Here is an 18,957-nt window from a genome sequence, read left to right as displayed (position 1 = left end):
AGGGACTCAGGCGGCATGGGCCGTGCTGGGCAAGACAAACTTAAAAGAGAACACACCTATGCTTTTTTCCCGTAAGGCGGTTTCCAAGCGTTACTTGCTGCTGATCGCGGCTGGCTTCAGCACCGTGCTGACCGGTTGCGCCACGTCGCCGGCTTCCAAGGTCGCGTCGAGCACCAAGGTCGAGTACTACCCCAGCTGCTACGAGCCGGTGCAGCACCTGCGCGCTACTGATTCGGACATGACCAAGTCGGTCGTCACCGGCGCCGCCCTCGGCGCGGCCGGTGGTGCGCTGTTGGGTGCCCTGACCGGCGATTCGGACAAGCGTGGCCGCAATGCCGCCATTGGCGCGGCGGGCGGAGCCCTGGCGGGCGGCGCGGCGGGTTACTACACCGAGCGCCAGAAGCAGATCAGCGATGACAACCAGCGCATCGCGTCCTACGCCACGGACTTCAACAAAAGCGCTTCCGATATCGACCGTAGCACCGCGTACGCCAAGGCGTCCCAGCAGTGCTACCAGAGCGCGTTCACCAAGCTGGTGGCTGACCGCAAGGCCAAGACCGTCAATGACACCGAAGGCCGCAAGCGCCTGGCAGAAATCGTCGCCGGCCTGAAGGAATCCAACGACCTGATCGTCGCGGTCAACGGCAAGGCCAGCGAAGACCTGAACAACTACACCCAGGCCTACGAGAAAGACCTGCAACAGGTGGGTGTGCAGCGCAATGACGTGGTGACCGTGGCCACGGCAGATACCGCCCCGGCGGCGGTGCCGGCGAAAAAAGGCAAGTCGACCGGCAAGGTCGTGACCAAACGTCCGCCACTGCCCAAGGTGCCGACCGAAGCGGTGAGCACCGAGCGAAGCATCCAGACCGCCAAGGTCAAGCAGACTGAAAGCAAGCAAGTGGCCAGCGCCGGTAAAGCACAGATCGAAGGCACCTGCCGCGACCCGAACCTGGCCGACTGGGCACCGGTACCTTGCCCTAACGTTTAAGCCAAGTTGTTGCTATAAGCGGTAAACGCCAGCCGATCTCCTGCTAACGCGGGAGATCGGTAGCGTTCCGCGCACAAATCGTTAAACTGCTGCGGCCACCCAATAATTACACTGAGGCCGTGTGCATGAAATTTCGTTTTCTTCTGTGGGTGCTGGGCCTGATGATGGCCAAAGCCAGCCGCAACAACCCTGCGTTCCAGCAGCAGTTGGGTGACAAGGATCTGGCATTCCAGCTGCAGACCCTTGACGGCAAGGTTGCCCGTCACTTCATCGTCAAAGACCAGCGCATCACCAGCCGCTCGGGTGTCCACCCAGAGCCGGCATTTGCCATCGCTTTTAAAGACGCCGCCTACGGCTTCGCCACGATGCAGGCGAAGAACAAGCAACTGGCGTTCATGACGGGGATTCAGGACAAGTCGATCCAGATCAAGGGCAACCCGGCCCTGGTGATGTGGTTCCAGGGCTTGACCAAGTATCTGAAGCCGAAGAAAAAGAAGGCCTGAGAGACCGGGTTGGATTCATCGCAGGCAAGCCAGCTCCCCACATATTGAGTGCATTCCAACGTTGGAACCCGGTCAACTGTGGGAGCTGGCTTGCCTGCGATAGCGGTACAGCAGGCGCCGGCTTCAGCCCTGGCTGAACTGCGACGCCAGTTCGCGCAATAACACCTCGGCATCCAGCACCTTGCTCACCACCTCCTCGGCCTTGTCGCGGCTCAGGCCCAGGCGCTCCAGCAGTTCGTCCGGAATCTCGGCCTCAGGCCCGGAGCCAATCCCACGCCCGCGCAGCAAGCGCACGGCCAGGCATACCAGGTTCGGGTACTCGGCGTATTGGCCGTCGTAGCTCGGGTCATGCTGGAAGCGCAGGGCCGTGGACAGCTCTTGCGGCATATCCCAGTAACGCATCAGCCAGGCGCCGATCTGCTCGCGGCTGATGCCCAGCAAGTGCTGCTCGACATAGCTGTGGCACAGGTGCGGGTTGACCTCCAGGTGCCGGCAGATCAGCGAGAAGTGCGGCGGGAAGACGTGGGCCAGCAACAGGTAGCCAAAGTTGTGCAGCAGGCCCGCCAGGTAGGTCAGGCCGGCTTCCGGGCGCTGGGCGCGGGGCATGGCGCGGGTCAGGCCCTCGATCACCGCGGCGGTGTAGATCGACTGGTGCCAGTAGGGCGTGGCCTGTTGCGGATGGTCCTTGGGCAGGCTCAAGGTCTTGCCCAGCGCCAGGCCCAGGGCCAGGTTGATCACCAGGTCGAAGCCCAGCACACGCACAATTGCGTCTTCTACCGAACGGATCTTGCCCGGTGAGGCGTAGTACGGCGAGGCCGCCCAGCTCACTACTTGCGCGGCCAGGGCCGGGTCGGTCTCGACCACGCCGGTGATGTCGTCGATGGTTGCGTTGGGATCGACCCGCAGCTTGATGATCTTCTGCGCGGTATCGGCCAGCGGTGGAATTTCAATGGTGGCTTCCAGGCGTTGCTGGATGCGGCGCGCGGTAAACGCCTGCATCGCCTGGGTAATTTCGTCGCGGTCGTCGTTGGGACGGTCGAAGTTGGGCAGGATGCGGCTCAGGGGTTCGCCGAAGTTGGCGGCACTGGCTTTGTTCAGCAGGCGCTTGAAGTCGTCGCTGGCGATTTCCAGCAGCACGGTGGCTTCGCCCGAGTGCACCAGCAGGGTCGGCTCGCGCAGCAGGCTTTCTTCGTACAGGCAAGGCGAGCTGGTCAGCGGCGGCAGGCCGGGCAGCAGGCTCAGGCTGTGTTTGCCGAGCATGCGATCCAGGCGCTCCGGCGCGACAGCGGTCAGGTTGCGGCCGGTCAGTTCGGTGAGGCGATTGAGATCCAGCAACTGGCTCTGGGGAAACAGCACCATCAGGGCGCCCACCGCGTCATCGAGCAGCACCGCTTGAACCTTTCGGGCCGGGTTCAGGCCGGGGTGGTCGGTGACTTCCGTGTAGTTGACGGCGAGTTTTGCGAGCAAGTCCCGAATGACCGGGGGTGCGGTCGGCGGGGCTGTGGCGTGGGCAACTTCTGACATGGCCGGATCCAATTTTCTACATTTGCTTGGAGTATAACCAGCTTGGTCCGGCCGGGGGTGTCTAACTGCGGTTTGTGATGGTGTCGGCTATTGGCGGTCTGTCAGACCTGGCCGTATTGCTGGCCGTGGCGCAGCCAGCGATCCAGCAGCGGGCTGACGTGGTGCGGCCAGCGCTCCAGCAGGGCCTGGGCTGCATCGCGCACGGCGGGTAGCAGGTCGGCATCGCGCATCAGGTCGGCCACCTTGAATTGCAGCAGGCCGGTCTGGCGGGTGCCGAGCATTTCGCCGGGGCCGCGCAGTTCCAGGTCTTTTTCGGCGATCACGAAGCCATCGTTGGTCTCGCGCATGATCCCCAGGCGCTGGCGACCAATCTGCGACAGCGGCGGATGGTAGAGCAGCACGCAGTGGCTGGCGGCACTGCCCCGGCCGACTCGGCCGCGCAGCTGGTGTAACTGTGCCAGGCCCAGACGTTCGGGGTTTTCGATGATCATCAGGCTGGCGTTGGGCACGTCCACGCCGACTTCGATCACCGTGGTGGCCACCAGCAATTGCAGGTTGCCGGCCTTGAACTCGGCCATCACCGCGGCTTTTTCCGCAGGCTTCATGCGCCCGTGAATCAGCCCGACCTTGAGCTCGCCCAAGGCGCTGGTGAGGTCTTCATAGGTGGTTTCAGCGGCCTGGCAGGTCAGCTCTTCGGACTCTTCGATCAGCGTGCATACCCAATACGCCTGGCGCCCTTCGGCACAGGCGCCGCGCACTCGTTCGATCACTTCGACCCGTCGGGTGTCGGTGACCAGGACCGTGTTGACCGGCGTTCGGCCCGGCGGCAGCTCGTCGAGGATCGAGGTGTCGAGATCGGCGTAGGCACTCATGGCCAGCGTGCGCGGGATCGGCGTGGCGGTCATGATCAACTGGTGCGGGTTCATCCGCCCGCCCACGCCCTTTTCGCGCAGGGCCAGGCGTTGTTGCACGCCGAAACGGTGCTGTTCGTCGATGATCACCAGGGCCAGGTTCTTGAATTTAACTTCGTCCTGGAACAGCGCGTGGGTACCCACCACCATCGGTGCGCCGGCGGCGATCTGTTCCAGGGCGGCCGTGCGGTTCTTGCCCTTGAGCTTGCCCGCCAGCCACGCCACTTCCAGGCCCAGGGGTTCGAGCCAGCGCTTGAAGGTGATGAAGTGCTGCTCGGCGAGGATCTCGGTCGGTGCCATCAGGGCCACCTGATAACCGGCCTCCAGGGCCTGCAGCGCGGCCAGGGCGGCGACCACGGTCTTGCCGGCGCCAACATCGCCCTGGATCAGGCGCAGCATTGGTTCTTTCTGGCTCAGGTCGTAGGCGATTTCATTGCCTACGCGTTGCTGCGCGCCAGTCGGTGCAAAGCCCAGGTTGGCCAGGTACTGCGCGGGCAGGCGCGTGGCCTTGGGCATCGCCGGCGCCCGCAGGGAGCGCATGCTTTCGCGCAGGCGCTGCTGGGACAGTTGGTGGGTCAGCAACTCTTCAAAGGCCAGGCGATGCTGGGCCCAGTGATGACCCAGGGCCAACTCATCGACATCGGCATCGGCCGGCGGGTGATGCAGGTAGCGGATCGCGTCGGCCAGGGGCGCCAACTGGTAGTCGCGGGCCAGCTCTTGCGGCAGCCAGTCGGGCAGGCTTTGGGGGCCGAGCAGGGTCAGGGTCTGCATGCACAGCTGGCGCAGGCGCTGTTGCGTCAGGCCTTCGGTGAGCGGGTAGATGGGGGTGAGGGTGGTGTCTACCGGCGGGGGTTCGTCGCCGGTAATGGCACGGTATTCCGGGTGGTAGATTTCCAGGCCCGACGCGCCCGGCCGCGCTTCACCGTAGCAGCGCACACGGGTGCCGCGCTTGAGGCCTTCCTTTTGCGCGTTGCTGAAATGGTAGAAGCGCAGGCTCAGGCCGCCGGTACCGTCCTGCAGGCGCACCACCAGGCTGCGGCGCTTGCCCATCACCACATCGGCACCGCTGACGGTGCCTTCGACCACGGCATCCTGCCCAGGGCGCAGATGGCCGATGGGCACTACGCGGGTGCGGTCCTGGTAACGCAGGGGCAGGTGAAACAACACGTCCTGGAGGTTCTCCAGGCCGACCTTGGCCAGTTTCTCGGCCATGGCTTCACCGACACCCTTGAGTGCCGTCACCGACACCTGCGACAGCTCAGTCATACACGTACTTAGCTCGCGGCAGGCGGCTTGGCCACCGAGCACAGGCGGATCGAGTCGGCGAGGATATCAATCGCTTTCGGGCGCGGGAAACTGGCGCGCCAGGCAATCGCCACGGTACGGAACGGCACGGGCGGGGTGAGCGGACGCACTTCAATCACGCCGGCCGCGTAGTGGTGGCTGTCGACGGCCGACAGCGGCAGGATCGAGATGCCCAGGCCGGATGCCACCATATGGCGAATGGTCTCCAGGGAGCTGGACTCCACGGTGGTGTGCTTGGCGCCGTCGTTGCCCTTGGTCAGGGTCGGGCAGGCTTCCAGCACCTGGTCGCGGAAGCAATGGCCTTCACCGAGCAGCAGCAGGCTCTTGTCGTTGAGCAGGCTGGCGTCAATCGTGTCTTTTTGCGTCCATGGGTGCGAGGCCGGCATCAATACATAGAACGGCTCGTCGTAGAGCGGCAATGTCAGCACGTCGGCTTCGTTGAAAGGCAGGGCGATGATGATCGCGTCCAACTCACCGTTGCGCAGTTTGTCGCGCAGTACGTGGGTGAAGTTTTCTTCGATATACAGCGGCATCTGCGGCGCGACGCGGTGCAGTTGCGGGATCAGGTGCGGGAACAGGTACGGGCCGACGGTATAGATCGCGCCGACTTTCAGCGGGGCGGTCAGCTGGTTCTTGCCGGCCTGGGCCAGCTCACGAATGCTCTGGGCCTGCTCCAGCACCTTCTGCGCCTGGGCAACAATGCCTTCGCCTACCGGGGTGAGGCGCACGGCGCTTTTGCTGCGCTCGAAAATCAGCACACCGAGTTCGTCTTCAAGCTTTTTCACGCCCACCGACAGCGTCGGCTGGCTGACATGGCAACGTTCGGCTGCATGGCCGAAGTGTTGCTCTTGGGCGAGGGTCACGATGTAGCGTAATTCTGTAAGAGTCATAGCGGGCGTCCATGAGGTTGCGGGCCAAGCATACCGGCTGCAAACGATAGACGCACGTTATCAGAGCTTGATTGGGGATTGAGCGGTTTGTGCGGGGGATTTTGCTTAATGGCGTTGGCCGTTTTGTGTGGGGGCGGGCTTGTTCGCGATGGCGGTGTGTCAGTCACTGTGGATGTTGACTGTTACACCGTCATCGCGGGCAAGCCCGCTCCCACACAAGCCCGCTCCCCCAGGGGTTAGCGGCGGCGCTTCTCGATGTTGTAGACAAACGGCGCAACGATTTCGATGCTGCCGTTGGTCAACATCTCGGCCGGAGGCTTGGGCAGCGGTTGGGCGCGACGGATCATCTCCAGGGTAGCGCGGTCCAGGTCGGCGTTGCCGGAGCGGCCCACCAGCTCATAGGACAGCACCTTGCCTTCGGCATCCACCACGAACCGCAAGCGGTTCAAGCCTTCCTTGCCACGGGCCTGGGCGCCTGGCGGGTACTTCTTGTACTTCGCCAGGTGACCGAGCAGCGTGCTTTGCCAGGTGGCCTTGGCCGCGATCTGTGCCGGCGAAGGGCCGGGTTGCGGCTGCGCGGATTTCTCCGAAGGCGCGTTGTTCTGAGGGGTTTCGCTCGGCGGATCCTCGGAGGGTTTCTCCTTGGGCTGCTCGACCTTTTTCTCAGGCTTGGGCGGCTGCGGCTTAGGCTTTGGCTTGACCGGCTTGGGCACGGAAATCGTGGGCTTGGGTGCCTCGGCCAGTTTCGGCAAGGGCAACTCTTCCACCGGTGCCGGCGGTTGCGGTGGCGTCACCACCTTCGGCGGGGCCGGAGGGGGTGGGGCTGGCATCGGCGCCAGGTCGATGACCATGGCAGCCGGTGGCAACTGCACCATCTGTGGCGCCGACCACTGGAGCGCGAGGATGATCGCGACGGCGTGGACGCCCAGCACGACGGCGAGGCTGGTGCCATAACGCGTCAGTTTGTGGCGCGTCGTGATCATTTCTTGGCTGCCGTCTCAAGTCCGACCAGACCGACCTTGAGGTAGCCGGCTGCCCGCAGGGCATCCATCACGCTCATCAGGTCGCCATAGTCCACGCCCTTGTCGGCCTGGAAGAAGATCGTCGTGTCTTTCTTGCCCTGGGTCCGGGCGTCGAGCACCGCACCAAGGGTTTCGGGTTTGACTTCGTCTTCGCCCAGGAACAGACGCTGGTCAGCCTTGACGCTGAGGAACACCGGTTTCTCCGGCCGGGGCGCGGGTTTCGCGCTGGAGGCGGGGAGGTCGACCTTGATATCCACCGTGGCCAAAGGGGCTGCCACCATGAATATGATCAGCAGCACCAGCATCACGTCGATAAACGGCGTGACGTTGATTTCGTGGTTCTCGACGAGCTCGTCGTCGCCTTGATTCAAATGCAGGCCCATGGCCGATTACCCCACTTTCACCATGTGCGGTTGCGAGCTGCGCTCGGTAGGCAGGTGATCGAGGTCGCGGCTGACCAGCAACAGGACTTCTGCCGAAGCGTCCGACACCTGGGCCTTGTAGCCGGCGATCGAACGGGCGAACACGTTGTAGATCACCACCGCCGGAATTGCGGCGACCAGGCCCAGGGCAGTTGCCAGCAGGGCTTCGGCGATGCCGGGGGCAACGACGGCGAGGTTGGTGGTCTGGGTCTTGGCGATGCCGATGAAGCTGTTCATGATGCCCCACACGGTACCGAACAGACCGACGAACGGCGCGGTGGAACCGATGGTCGCCAGCACGCCGGTGCCGTTGCTCATGTTGCGACCGCAGGCTGCCACCAGGCGCTCCAGGCGGAAGCTCACGCGTTCCTTGATGCCTTCCTTTTCGCGGGTGTTGGCCGACAGACGCATTTCTTCCAGTGCGTCATGTACCAGCAGGTGCGCCAGGGTGCCCTTGATGGCCGCGCTTTCGCTGGCTTCTTTAAGGGTGGTGGCTTTTTTCAGGTTGGCGATTTCCGTGCGCAGGCGGCGTTTGGCGCCCAGCAGCTCGAAGCCTTTGGCAATCCAGATGGTCCAGGTGATGATCGAGGCGATGGCCAGGCCGATCATCACGATCTTCACGATGATGTCAGCGTTCTGATACATGCCCCAAGGCGACAGGTCGTGAGCCATGCCCAGGGTGTTGTCTTCTTCCAGAACCACGCCGGTTTCATCTTGCGGGGCTACGCCTTCGGCGGCAGCCGGGTCGGTGGCCGCAGGAGCGACAGTTGGAGCACCGGGTGCTGCGGCATTTTGCTCTGGTGCGGGGGCCGCGGCCGGGGCTGGCGCAGTAGCGGCAGGCGGAGTGGCCGGTGCCGTGGCATCGGCGAGCGCGGCGGTCGGTGCCAGCAGGACGCTGAACAGCAACGCAGTTATCGCGCGCCAGACGCGGGACGGGCTGTGAGGCTTGGTTGGCGAAGCGGGGAGGTTATTGCGTGTCATGCTGGCCGGACCTGATAGAAAAAATAAGGGCTTGCCCTGCCAGACCGCATAAAGGGTCGAGGACAAATGGGCGGTTATTATTGCAAGTAATTCTTGTTAACAGAAGTAATACAGTATCTTTATTTGTGCTTTTTCTGGCCGCTGGTCACCTGCGAGGGCTAATCTAGACCTTTGAGAACGGAGTTTTGTGATGTCTGCGCCTTCTGTGGTGATTGCCGGTTGTGGTGATGTAGGTAGTCGGCTGGCTAGTCAATTGCTGGCTGCCGGATGGGAGGTGCATGGCCTGCGGCGTAATGTCTCGCGCCTGCCCGAAGGGGTGATCGGGATTGCCGGCGACCTGTTCAAAAAGGATTGTCCCGACACCTGGCCGATCGGCGGTGTGGACTACCTGGTGTACTGCGCAGCCGCCACCGACCATGACGAAGCGGGCTATCGCAAGGCCTATGTCGAAGGCTTGCAGCATGTGCTGGAATGGCTCGACGACTATGGCCAGCAGCCCAAGCAGCTTGTGTTCGTGTCCAGCAGCAGTGTCTATGGGCAGCAAAATGGCGAATGGGTCGATGAGACGTCGCCTACCCAGGCCCTTGGCTATTCCGGGCAAGTGATGCTGGAAGCCGAGCAAGTGGCATTCGACAGCGGCATCCCGGCCACGACTGTGCGCTTGACCGGTATCTACGGGCCGGGGCGTGAATGGTTGTTGAGCCAGGTGCGCCAGGGCTATCGCGTGGCGGTGGAGCCGCCTTTGTACGGCAACCGGATACATGTTGATGATGCGGCAGGGTTGTTGGCGTTTCTGCTGCAACATGTAGAGCAGGGCGGTTCGTTGGACAAGGTCTATATCGGCGTCGACGACGCGCCGGCGCCGCTGGCTGAGGTTGTGGGCTGGCTGCGTGAGTACCTTGGGGTGACCGAGTGGGCCGAAGACGCCAGTGTGCGGCGCGCGGGCAGCAAGCAGTGCAGCAATGCGCGGGCCAAGGCGCTGGGTTGGACGCCAACCTATCCGAGTTATCGCGAAGGCTACGCCGCTATCCTCAAAGGCTGACCTTTCCTGCTAGGCACCGGCTTGTGTGGGAGCTAGCTTGTCGGATCGCTGCGACAGCATCACCTCGGTGTCACTGACGCACCGAGGTGCCTGCATCGCGGGCAAGCCCGGCTCCCACGCAAGCCCGCTCCCACATTGAAATTACTGTTTTTCCAGCAACCACTGGCGTGGCCCGGGGGTAAACGAAGGGACTTCGTCGGCCTGGGAGGTATTGATCGCCTGGAAAATCTCCAACTGCTTGTCATTGCGACTGAAGATCCACGGGTTGCCCTGGCCGCCTTGTTGCAGCCAGATGCTGTCGTAGCCCCCGCTCATGGAGGCGCAATCGCCCGCCAGGCACAGTGAGTACTGCTCGGCGCCCGGCAGCCCGCTTACTTGGCCGTTGGCCTGGAACTGCACGGTAGCGCCCAGGCCGCTGCCGCTGGTGATTTTCCAGCTGCCGCCCATATAGGCCGAGTACAGCGCCCGTTCGAAGTTGGCACCCAGGGGTGCGCCTTCGGGGGCAGGGTCCTTGGGGCGGTCAAACAGCTGTTCGGGCTCGTTGTCGTTGGCCACTTGCAGCAGCTGTTTGCCCTTGCGCTTGAGTTCGGTGGTCGAGCTACCGTAGAAATCAACGTTCCAGGTGCCGGACTTTTCCCCGGCCAGGGTGCCTTCGGGGCGTTCAAAGCCATTGAAGTAGCGTGCCTGGTTGGCCTTGGTGTTGACCTCCCATTCGAGGTTCGGACCGTAGGCTTGCAGGGCTTCGCGCAAAGGGCCGCCCTTGGACGCCGCATCAATGGCGACCTGGTTGATCCAGGTGCCGCTCACATCCCGGGTGGCAGGATTGCTGGCACAGCCGCCAAGGAACAGGGCGAGCAGCGTGGAGGCAACGAGCGCTTTGCGCATTATGAAATCCTTTTAAAACGAAGTCGGCGCAACCCTGTGGGTTGCGCCGAATGTATTACTCGATGACCAGAATCGCGTCCATCTCAACCTGGGAGCCCTTAGGAAGGGCGGCAACGCCAATGGCGGCGCGGGCTGGGTAGGGTTGTTCGAAGTACTTGCCCATGATCTCGTTGACCTTGGCGAAGTGGCTCAGGTCGGTGAGGAAGATGTTCAGCTTGACGATGTCCTTGAACGAACCGCCTGCGGCTTCGGCTACCGACTTGAGGTTTTCGAAGACTTGTACGGTCTGGGCTTCGAAGCCTTCAACCAGCTCCATGGTCTTTGGGTCCAGAGGGATCTGGCCGGACATGTAGACGGTGTTGCCCGCCTTGATCGCCTGGGAATAAGTACCGATGGCAGCAGGTGCCTTGTCGCTGGTGATAACAGTCTTGGTCATAAATGACTCCTTGTAATGTCCGGGCTATAGGGGGGAGGCGTTATGCGCGCATGCGAGTGATGCGGATAACCCCAGTCAGGGCACGCAGTTTCTTGATCACGCGGGCCAGGTGTACACGGTCGTGCACGCTGACCACCAGTTGGACCACGCTGATGCGACCATCACGTTCGTCCATGCTGATTTTTTCGATATTGCCGTCGGCGGCGTTGACGCTGCTGGCCAGCAAGGCGATCAGGCCGCGCTGATGCTCCAGCTCGACCCGCAACTCGACGTTGAATTCGCCGGTCACATCCTTGGCCCAGGACAGCTGGATGCATTTTTCCGGGTTGTGGCGTATTTCGCTGATATTGCGGCAGTTGTCCAGGTGCACGACCATGCCTTTGCCGGCGGACAGGTGGCCCACAATCGGGTCGCCCGGGATCGGTGTGCAGCATTTGGCGTAGCTCAGCACCAGGCCTTCGGTGCCGCGAATGGCCAGCGGGCCTTCGGGGCTCGGCAGTTGCTCGCCCTCGCCGAGCAGGCGGCGGGCGACCACGTAGGCCATGCGATTGCCCAGGCCGATGTCTTCGAGCAAGTCCTCGATGGCTTCCTGACGGTACTCGTGGAGGATCGCCTGCACGCGCTCGGCGGGGATCTTCTCCAAGGAACTGTCGAAACCGTTGAGCACCTTGTTCAGCAGGCGTTCGCCCAGGCTGATGGACTCGGAGCGACGTTGCAGCTTCAGGGCGTGGCGGATATGGGTGCGGGCCTTGCCGGTGACTACGAAGTTGAGCCAGGCCGGGTTCGGCCGGGCCCCCGGCGCGCTGACGATCTCCACGGTGGAGCCGCTTTGCAGCGGTTCCGACAGCGGGGCCAGGCGGCGGTTGATCCGGCAGGCGATGCAACTGTTGCCGACGTCGGTGTGCACTGCGTAGGCAAAGTCGACCGCCGTGGAGCCCTTGGGCAGCTCCATGATCCGGCCTTTTGGCGTGAACACGTAGACCTCGTCCGGGAACAGGTCGATTTTCACGCTTTCGATGAATTCCAGGGAGTTGCCGGCACGTTGCTGCATTTCCAGCACGCCCTTGACCCACTGGCGGGCGCGGGCATGGGTGCCTTTGGGCTGCTCGTCGCCGCTGGATTTGTACAGCCAATGGGCGGCGATGCCGTTGTTGGCCATCTCTTCCATTTCCCGGGTGCGGATCTGGATCTCGATCGGCACCCCATGCATACCGAACAGCGTGGTATGCAGCGACTGATAGCCGTTGGCTTTGGGGATGGCGATGTAGTCCTTGAAGCGGCCTGGCAGGGGTTTGTACAAATTATGTACAGCGCCCAGCACGCGGTAGCAGGTATCGACCTTGTCGACGATGATCCGGAACGCATACACGTCCATGATCTCGTTGAAGGCCCGGCGCTTGCCGCGCATCTTCTTGTAGATGCCGTAGATATGCTTCTGCCGCCCGCTGACTTCGCCTTCAATCTCGTCGATTGCCAGGCAGTGGCTCAGGGACTCTTCGATCTTGTTGACGATTTCCTTGCGATTGCCCCGGGCGCGCTTGACCGCCTGGTAGATGCGCGCCGAGCGCATCGGGTGCATCGCCTTGAAACCCAGGTCTTCGAATTCGATACGAATGGCATGCATGCCCAGCCGGTTGGCGATGGGCGCGTAGATTTCCAGGGTTTCCTTGGCAATGCGCCGGCGTTTCTCACCGGACAGCACTTCCAGCGTGCGCATGTTGTGCAGCCGGTCGGCCAGCTTGACCAGGATCACCCGGATGTCCCGGGCCATGGCCATGGCCATCTTCTGGAAGTTTTCCGCCTGGGCCTCGGCCTTGGTCTCGAAGTTCATCTGGGTCAGCTTGCTGACCCCGTCGACCAGGTCGGCCACGGTTTCGCCAAATTGCGCACTGAGCGCTTCCTTGGCAATGCCGGTGTCTTCGATCACGTCATGCAGCATCGCGGCCATCAGGCTCTGATGGTCCATGTGCATGTCGGCAAGAATATTGGCCACCGCAAGAGGATGGGTGACATACGCCTCGCCGCTGCGGCGGCGTTGGCCGTCGTGGGCTTGTTCGGCGTAGAAATACGCTCGGCGGACCAGGTTGACCTGGTCGGTGCCGAGGTAGGTCGATAAGCGATCGGCGAGGGCGTCTATGCTCGGCAAAGTGTTAACTCCTGCCGAAGGCTGTGACCCTGCGCCGTGCTACGTCGACCAGGCATAGGCTTAGACGGCCTCGTTGGACTCGTCCTCGAACGCTGCAAACAGCGGTTCGTCTTCAACGATTTCAGCGCTGGCAATGTATTCATAGCTCATCACGCCGGCAGCGATTTCGCGCAGGGCCATCACGGTAGGCTTGTCATTTTCCCAATTGAGCAGTGGCTCTTTGCCGCCAGTGGCCAATTGACGGGCACGCTTGGTAGAGAGCATGACCAGCTCAAAGCGGTTATCCACGTGTTCTAGGCAGTCTTCAACGGTTACGCGGGCCATGGTATTCCTCGGAGCGAATGCAAGATGCGCGCTGCCCGGTTGGGCGAGCGGACTCAACAGTTTAAAAAATCACCAGCGTTTAGGGAAGCGCTGATTTTCTGCAGGCCCCGGCAAACACGCTACAAGTGCCAATGTAAGGCCCTTGCAGCGGTTTTGGGAAGAGCCATTCAACCGAGCAGTTCGGCCAACAATTTGCCAAAACGCTGCTGTTGGCGTTTTTGCTGGAGCTGATTGGCGCGGAAAATCGCCTTCAAGTCGTCCAGGGCGTGGGAAAAATCGTCGTTGATGATCAGGTAGTCGTAGTCCACATAGTGGCTCATTTCACTGACGGCTTCGCGCATGCGGCCGTCGATGACCTGGTCGCTGTCCTGGCCGCGATTGGTCAGGCGCTGGTGCAAGGCCTCCAGGGACGGCGGCAGGATAAAGATCGAGCGCGCCTTGGGCATTAATTGGCGCACCTGTTCGGCGCCCTGCCAGTCGATTTCCAGGATCAGGTCGTGGCCTTCGTCCAGGGTCTGCTGCAAGTGGCTCTGGGACGTGCCATAGAGGTTGCCGAACACCTCGGCGCGCTCCAGGAAGTCCCCGTGTTCGATCATCTTCACGAATTCGCTGCGTTCGACGAAGTGATAGTTCACGCCGTTCACCTCACCCGGGCGCATGGCGCGAGTGGTGTGGGAGACCGATACGCGGATCTCCGGGTTGGTGTCGGTCAGGGCCTTGACCAGGCTGCTTTTGCCCGCGCCCGAGGGGGCGGAAATGATGTACAGGGTGCCGGTGCTGTGGGTCATGGGAGTTGCCTTACTCAATATTCTGTACTTGTTCGCGCATTTGCTCGATCAACACTTTGAGGTTGACCGCAGCCGTGGTGCTGCGCGGATCGAAGGCTTTGGAGCCCAGTGTATTGGCTTCGCGGTTGAGTTCCTGCATCAGGAAGTCCAGGCGCCGACCGGCGGCACCGGCCGACTTGAGCACGCGGCGCACTTCCAGGATATGGGTGCTCAGTCGATCGAGTTCTTCGGCGACGTCGCTTTTTTGTGCGAGCAGGACCATTTCCTGTTCCAGGCGCACCGGGTCGAGGTCGGCCTTCATGTCGGTGAAGCGGTCGAGGACTTTCTGACGCTGGGTGGCCAGCATCTGCGGCACCAGTTCGCGCAGGGTCACGACGTCGGCCTCGATGGCCGTCAGGCGTTCGTTGATCAGGCGGGCCAGCTCGGCGCCTTCACGCTCGCGGCCGGCTTTAAGCTCCTTGAGGCCCTGGTTGAACAGGGCCAGGGCTTCGGCGTTCAGCGCTTGCGGGTCAGTGGCGTCGGCCACCAGCACCCCAGGCCAGGCCAACACTTCCAGGGGGTTCAGGGCCGCTGGCTGTTTGATCAGGCTGGCGATGGTCTCGGCGGCGGCGACCAGTTGCGCGGCGCGCTCGCGGTCAACCTGCAGCGGCTTGCCGGTGGTTTCCTCGGTAAAGCGCAGGGTGCATTCCAGTTTGCCGCGGGAGATGCCGGCACGCAGGGCTTCGCGCACTGCGCCTTCAAGGTCGCGGAAGGACTCGGGCAGGCGCAGGTGCGGCTCCAGGTAGCGGCTGTTGACCGAGCGCAATTCCCAGCTCAGGGTGCCCTGGACGCCGGCTTTTTCGACGCGGGCAAAGGCAGTCATGCTGTGCACCATGGAGGTACCTCGCGATGCAGTCCCGCAAACGGGCGGGCTGGTGGGTAGATTGAAGCCGACTGGCTGCGAAGGCGCAGGATTGTAGCGCAACGGGGCGGGCGCCCCCAAATGCGGGCTGTGACAAAGGGTGCCAGGGGTTGTCCATTCGTTACCGAATTTATTAGCAGTGCCGAGAAGCGGCCTGCGGCTCTATAATGCTCGGCAGTTTTTCGTCCTCTGTACAGGTATCCCCTATGAAACGTCCAAGTGGTCGCGCTGCCGATCAGCTCCGCTCGATCCGCATCACCCGCAACTACACCAAACACGCCGAGGGATCTGTACTGGTCGAGTTTGGCGATACCAAGGTCATCTGCACCGTCAGCGTCGAGAATGGCGTGCCGCGTTTCCTCAAGGGTCAGGGCCAGGGTTGGTTGACTGCAGAGTACGGCATGTTGCCGCGCGCCACCGGCGAGCGTAACCAGCGTGAAGCCAGCCGTGGCAAGCAGGGTGGTCGTACCCTGGAAATCCAGCGTCTGATCGGCCGTTCCCTGCGCGCTGCGCTGGACATGTCTAAACTGGGCGATGTAACCCTGTACGTCGACTGCGACGTGATCCAGGCCGACGGCGGCACCCGCACCGCGTCCATCACTGGCGCCATGGTGGCCCTGGTCGATGCGCTGAAAGTGATCAAGAAGCGCGGCGGCCTGAAAGGCGGCGACCCGCTCAAGCAGATGATTGCCGCCGTATCGGTGGGCATGTACCAGGGCGAGCCAGTGCTGGACCTGGACTACCTGGAAGACTCGGCTGCCGAGACCGACCTGAACGTGGTCATGACCAGCACCGGTGGGTTCATCGAAGTGCAGGGCACCGCCGAAGGCGCGCCATTCCAGCCGGCAGACCTGAACGCCATGCTGGCCCTGGCCCAGAAAGGCATGAGCGAAATCTTCGAACTGCAGAACGCCGCACTGGCTGACTGAAACCGGCCTCAAGGAGCAACGCGATGAGTGACAACCAGCTTCCCGTGTCAGCCCAGAACAAGGAAGTGCGCCAATGGGCGATGCTCTGTCACTTCGCGGCGTTCCTGGGCCTGGTGTTCCCCTTTGGTAGCGTGTTGGGGCCATTGATCCTGTGGCAGGTGAAGAAGGACATGGACCCGCTGATCGACGACCAGGGCAAGGAAGCGCTGAACTTCCAGCTGACCGTGGCCATCGCCTGGCTGGTCTGCTTTGTCCTGGGGTTCGTGGTGATCGGCTTCCTGTTGATGGTGGTGCTGGTAATTGCCGCACTGATCTTGACCATCATTGGCGGGGTCAAGGCCAACAAAGGCATTGCCTACCGTTACCCGCTCACCTGGCGATTGATCAAATAATGATCGCCCACAAAAAAACCGACAGCGATGTCGGTTTTTTTGTACCTGGATATTGACCTCAGATGGTCAAGGTCCAGTCGTAGTCCACGATCAACGGCGCATGTTGCGAGAAGCGCGGTTGACGCGGCAGACGTGCGCTGCGGACAAACCGGCGCAGGCCGGGGGTCAGCAACTGGTAGTCAAAACGCCAGCCCAGATTAAGCATCTCGGCCTGTTCGTTGTCCGGCCACCAGCTGTACTGGTCGCCTTCGCGGCTGACTTCACGCAGGGCATCTACATACCCCATGTTGCCGACAATCTCGTCCATCCAGGCCCGTTCCGGCGCCAGGAAGCCCGGGGATTGCTGGCTGTCGCGCCAGTTCTTGATATCCAGCTTCTGTTGCGCCACGTACAGCGAGCCACAATAAATGTACTCGCGGCGTTTGCGTCGCTGTTTATCCAGATAACGGGCGAAATCGTCCATTAGCTTGAACTTCTGGTTCAAGTCTTCATCGCCGTTCATCCCCGAAGGGAGCAGCAAGGTAGCAATACTGACTTTGTCGAAATCGGCTTGCAGGTAGCGCCCGTAGCGATCGGCTGTCTCGAAGCCGAGGCCGCTGATGACCGCCTTGGGTTGCAACCGTGAGTACAGAGCCACGCCACCTTGGGCAGGGACTTCGGCATCACAGGCATAAAGGAAGTAGCCATCCAGTTGGAAGGCTGGGTCGTCCAGTTCAAAGGCGGAGGCGCGGGTGTCCTGCAGGCAGATGACGTCGGCATTCTGGGCTTGCAGCCAACTGAGCAAACCACGCTCGACTGCAGCCTGAATACCATTAACGTTCACACTGATGATCCGCATAAATGGCCCCAAAAATCGCGTGCGTGTATGATACACGCCGTCTACCTATTTAGCTAAATCCGTGGTATCTGAGGCTTTTTTCATGCAGGCGTATCAACGCGATTTCATTCGTTTTGCCATCGATCGCGGGGTTTTGCGCTTCGGTGAGTTCACCCTCAAGTCCGGGCGCACCAGCCCATACTTCTTCAATGCCGGCCTGTTCAACTCGGGTTCTGCCCTGGCGCAACTGGGGCGTTTCTACGCCGCCGCCATCGTTGAAAGCGGTATTGCCTTCGACGTGCTGTTTGGCCCGGCCTACAAAGGCATTCCGTTGGCCGCCGCGACCGCAGTGGCCCTGGCTGAACATCACGACCGCGATCTGCCGTGGTGTTTCAACCGCAAGGAAGCCAAGGCCCACGGTGAGGGCGGTAGCCTGGTCGGCGCGCCGCTGACCGGCGATGTGCTGATCATCGACGACGTGATCACTGCCGGTACCGCGATTCGTGAAGTGATGCAGATCATTGCGTCCCAGGACGGCGCCAAGGCTGCGGGCGTGCTGATCGCGTTGAACCGCGAGGAACGCGGCAACGGTGAGTTGTCGGCGATCCAGGAAGTGGAACGTGACTTCGGGATTCCCGTGGTGAGCATCGTGTCGCTGAACCAGGTATTGCAGTTCCTGGAAGACGACCCGCAGCTCAAGCAGCACCTGCCGGCAGTGCGTGCGTACCGCGAGCAGTTTGGCGTCTGACACAGGGGATATCCACCCTGTTGCAGATTGGCCACAAAAAAGCCCCCGTTCAATCCAGTTGAACGGGGGCTTTTTGTTTCAGCGCTTACGGACGCTTGCGATTGCTGATCAGCGTACCCATGCCCGTATCAGTGAAGATCTCCAGCAGCACCGCATTGGGCACCCGGCCGTCGATGATCAGCGAGCTGCCTACGCCACCTTGCACCGCTTCCAGTGCGCAGCGGATCTTCGGCAGCATGCCGCCGTAGATGGTGCCGTCGGCGATCAGATCGTCGACTTGCTGGGTAGTCAGACCGGTCAGAACCTTGCCTTCCTTGTCCATCAGGCCGGCGATATTGGTCAGCAGCATCAGCTTCTCGGCCTTGAGTGCCTCGGCCACCTTGCCCGCCACCAGATCGGCGTTGATGTTGTAGGACTCGCCATTGGCCCCCACACCAATCGGCGCGATCACCGGGATGAAGTCGCCCTTGACCAGCAGGTTGAGCAAATCGGTGTTGATGCCGATCACTTCGCCCACCTGGCCGATGTCGATGATTTCCGGCTGGGTCATCTCCGGAGTCTTGCGGGTCACGGTAAGTTTCTTCGCACGGATCAGCTCGGCGTCCTTGCCGGTCAGGCCGATGGCGCTGCCGCCGTGACGGTTGATCAGGTTGACGATGTCTTTGTTCACCTGGCCGCCCAGGACCATCTCCACCACGTCCATGGTCTGCGCATCGGTAACACGCATGCCGTCGATGAAATGACTCTCGATGGACAGGCGCTTGAGCAGGTCACCGATTTGCGGGCCGCCGCCGTGCACCACCACCGGGTTGATCCCGACGGCTTTCATCAGCACGATGTCACGGGCAAAGCCGGTTTTCAGCTCGTCGCTTTCCATGGCATTGCCGCCGTACTTGATCACCAGCGTCTTGCCGACGTAGCGTCGAATGTAAGGCAACGCTTCGGAAAGGACCTTGGCGGTGTTGGCGGCGGCTTCGCGTTCGAGGGTCATTCAGGGCTCCGG

Annotated in this window: 20 protein-coding genes; 6 read left to right on the top strand and 14 right to left on the bottom strand. The window is 62.0% G+C overall.

Translation table 11 applies throughout. From position 1 onward, the window contains the following. The first annotated feature begins 58 nt into the window (after positions 1-58). The gene (tagQ, locus tag HBR94_RS09665) at positions 59-988 is read left to right on the top strand and encodes a type VI secretion system-associated lipoprotein TagQ (protein ID WP_057440519.1); all 930 of its coding nucleotides are present in this window, start codon (positions 59-61) and stop codon (positions 986-988) included. A 125-nt stretch (positions 989-1,113) separates the two neighbouring features. Beyond that, positions 1,114-1,491, top strand: a complete 378-nt coding sequence (locus HBR94_RS09660) for a hypothetical protein (protein WP_029289848.1) — start codon at positions 1,114-1,116, stop codon at positions 1,489-1,491. 123 nt (positions 1,492-1,614) lie between these two features. On the opposite strand, the gene HBR94_RS09655 is transcribed toward HBR94_RS09660, so the two are convergent. The 6 genes from HBR94_RS09655 to exbB all read right to left on the bottom strand — a co-directional run bounded on the left by HBR94_RS09655 (position 1,615) and on the right by exbB (position 8,546). After that, a complete protein-coding gene (locus tag HBR94_RS09655) occupies positions 1,615-3,015 on the bottom strand; it encodes an aminoacyl-tRNA deacylase and HDOD domain-containing protein (RefSeq protein WP_057440518.1) in 1,401 nt (466 codons plus the stop codon). Between the two features lie 101 nt (positions 3,016-3,116). Further along, complete coding sequence (gene recG, locus HBR94_RS09650; RefSeq protein ID WP_057961010.1) at positions 3,117-5,192, bottom strand: ATP-dependent DNA helicase RecG; 2,076 nt, start codon at positions 5,190-5,192, stop codon at positions 3,117-3,119. A gap of 8 nt (positions 5,193-5,200) precedes the next feature. Continuing rightward, complete coding sequence (locus HBR94_RS09645; RefSeq protein ID WP_057444217.1) at positions 5,201-6,121, bottom strand: hydrogen peroxide-inducible genes activator; 921 nt, start codon at positions 6,119-6,121, stop codon at positions 5,201-5,203. A 236-nt stretch (positions 6,122-6,357) separates the two neighbouring features. Then, positions 6,358-7,104, bottom strand: coding sequence for an energy transducer TonB (locus HBR94_RS09640; RefSeq protein ID WP_057440517.1), 747 nt, complete (start codon positions 7,102-7,104; stop codon positions 6,358-6,360). Further along, positions 7,101-7,526, bottom strand: a complete 426-nt coding sequence (gene exbD, locus HBR94_RS09635) for a TonB system transport protein ExbD (RefSeq protein WP_057961008.1) — start codon at positions 7,524-7,526, stop codon at positions 7,101-7,103. Before exbD ends, HBR94_RS09640 begins: the two co-directional genes overlap by 4 nt. Positions 7,527-7,532: 6 nt before the next feature. Beyond that, positions 7,533-8,546 carry a tonB-system energizer ExbB gene (gene exbB / locus HBR94_RS09630; RefSeq protein ID WP_057440516.1) on the bottom strand — a complete coding sequence of 338 codons (1,014 nt, stop codon included), beginning with the start codon at positions 8,544-8,546 and terminating at the stop codon, positions 7,533-7,535. 190 nt (positions 8,547-8,736) lie between these two features. On the opposite strand from exbB, the gene HBR94_RS09625 reads away from it, so the two are divergent. Continuing rightward, a complete protein-coding gene (locus tag HBR94_RS09625; protein ID WP_057440515.1) occupies positions 8,737-9,588 on the top strand; it encodes an SDR family oxidoreductase in 852 nt (283 codons plus the stop codon). Positions 9,589-9,729: 141 nt separating this feature from the next. Here the strand turns inward: HBR94_RS09625 and HBR94_RS09620 are convergent, their stop codons facing one another. The 6 genes from HBR94_RS09620 to HBR94_RS09595 form a co-directional block, all read right to left on the bottom strand. After that, positions 9,730-10,473 carry a hypothetical protein gene (locus HBR94_RS09620; RefSeq protein ID WP_057961005.1) on the bottom strand — a complete coding sequence of 248 codons (744 nt, stop codon included), beginning with the start codon at positions 10,471-10,473 and terminating at the stop codon, positions 9,730-9,732. A 55-nt stretch (positions 10,474-10,528) separates the two neighbouring features. Next, the gene (locus HBR94_RS09615; protein ID WP_025130815.1) at positions 10,529-10,909 is read right to left on the bottom strand and encodes a RidA family protein; all 381 of its coding nucleotides are present in this window, start codon (positions 10,907-10,909) and stop codon (positions 10,529-10,531) included. Between the two features lie 40 nt (positions 10,910-10,949). After that, entirely contained in the window at positions 10,950-13,055 is a 2,106-nt protein-coding gene (gene spoT / locus HBR94_RS09610) for a bifunctional GTP diphosphokinase/guanosine-3',5'-bis pyrophosphate 3'-pyrophosphohydrolase (RefSeq protein ID WP_057961004.1), read from the bottom strand. A 60-nt stretch (positions 13,056-13,115) separates the two neighbouring features. Further along, the gene (rpoZ, locus tag HBR94_RS09605) at positions 13,116-13,379 is read right to left on the bottom strand and encodes a DNA-directed RNA polymerase subunit omega (RefSeq protein ID WP_057440512.1); all 264 of its coding nucleotides are present in this window, start codon (positions 13,377-13,379) and stop codon (positions 13,116-13,118) included. A 167-nt stretch (positions 13,380-13,546) separates the two neighbouring features. Then, positions 13,547-14,167 carry a guanylate kinase gene (gmk, locus tag HBR94_RS09600; RefSeq protein WP_057440511.1) on the bottom strand — a complete coding sequence of 207 codons (621 nt, stop codon included), beginning with the start codon at positions 14,165-14,167 and terminating at the stop codon, positions 13,547-13,549. 10 nt (positions 14,168-14,177) lie between these two features. Then, positions 14,178-15,041 (bottom strand): YicC/YloC family endoribonuclease, encoded by an 864-nt coding sequence (locus tag HBR94_RS09595; protein WP_057440510.1) that lies wholly within the window; start codon positions 15,039-15,041, stop codon positions 14,178-14,180. A 233-nt stretch (positions 15,042-15,274) separates the two neighbouring features. Here HBR94_RS09595 and rph point away from each other — a divergent pair, with 233 nt between their 5' ends. Both rph and HBR94_RS09585 read left to right on the top strand, forming a co-directional pair. After that, positions 15,275-15,997: a ribonuclease PH gene (gene rph, locus HBR94_RS09590; protein WP_057961002.1), complete on the top strand. Its 723-nt coding sequence runs from the start codon at positions 15,275-15,277 to the stop codon at positions 15,995-15,997. Positions 15,998-16,020: 23 nt separating this feature from the next. Then, a complete protein-coding gene (locus HBR94_RS09585) occupies positions 16,021-16,389 on the top strand; it encodes a DUF4870 domain-containing protein (RefSeq protein WP_057440508.1) in 369 nt (122 codons plus the stop codon). A 58-nt stretch (positions 16,390-16,447) separates the two neighbouring features. Here HBR94_RS09585 and HBR94_RS09580 read toward each other — a convergent pair whose 3' ends face one another. Continuing rightward, a complete protein-coding gene (locus tag HBR94_RS09580; RefSeq protein WP_029289816.1) occupies positions 16,448-17,227 on the bottom strand; it encodes an exodeoxyribonuclease III in 780 nt (259 codons plus the stop codon). An 82-nt stretch (positions 17,228-17,309) separates the two neighbouring features. Here HBR94_RS09580 and pyrE point away from each other — a divergent pair, with 82 nt between their 5' ends. After that, positions 17,310-17,954 (top strand): orotate phosphoribosyltransferase, encoded by a 645-nt coding sequence (gene pyrE / locus HBR94_RS09575; protein WP_170044602.1) that lies wholly within the window; start codon positions 17,310-17,312, stop codon positions 17,952-17,954. A gap of 85 nt (positions 17,955-18,039) precedes the next feature. Here the strand turns inward: pyrE and argB are convergent, their stop codons facing one another. Further along, the gene (gene argB / locus HBR94_RS09570; RefSeq protein ID WP_029289812.1) at positions 18,040-18,945 is read right to left on the bottom strand and encodes an acetylglutamate kinase; all 906 of its coding nucleotides are present in this window, start codon (positions 18,943-18,945) and stop codon (positions 18,040-18,042) included. Positions 18,946-18,957 lie beyond the last annotated feature (12 nt).

It is taken from the genome of Pseudomonas sp. WS 5412, assembly GCF_012985615.1.
Classification (GTDB): domain Bacteria; phylum Pseudomonadota; class Gammaproteobacteria; order Pseudomonadales; family Pseudomonadaceae; genus Aquipseudomonas; species Aquipseudomonas shahriarae.
This window is presented reverse-complemented; position numbering and strand designations above follow the sequence as displayed.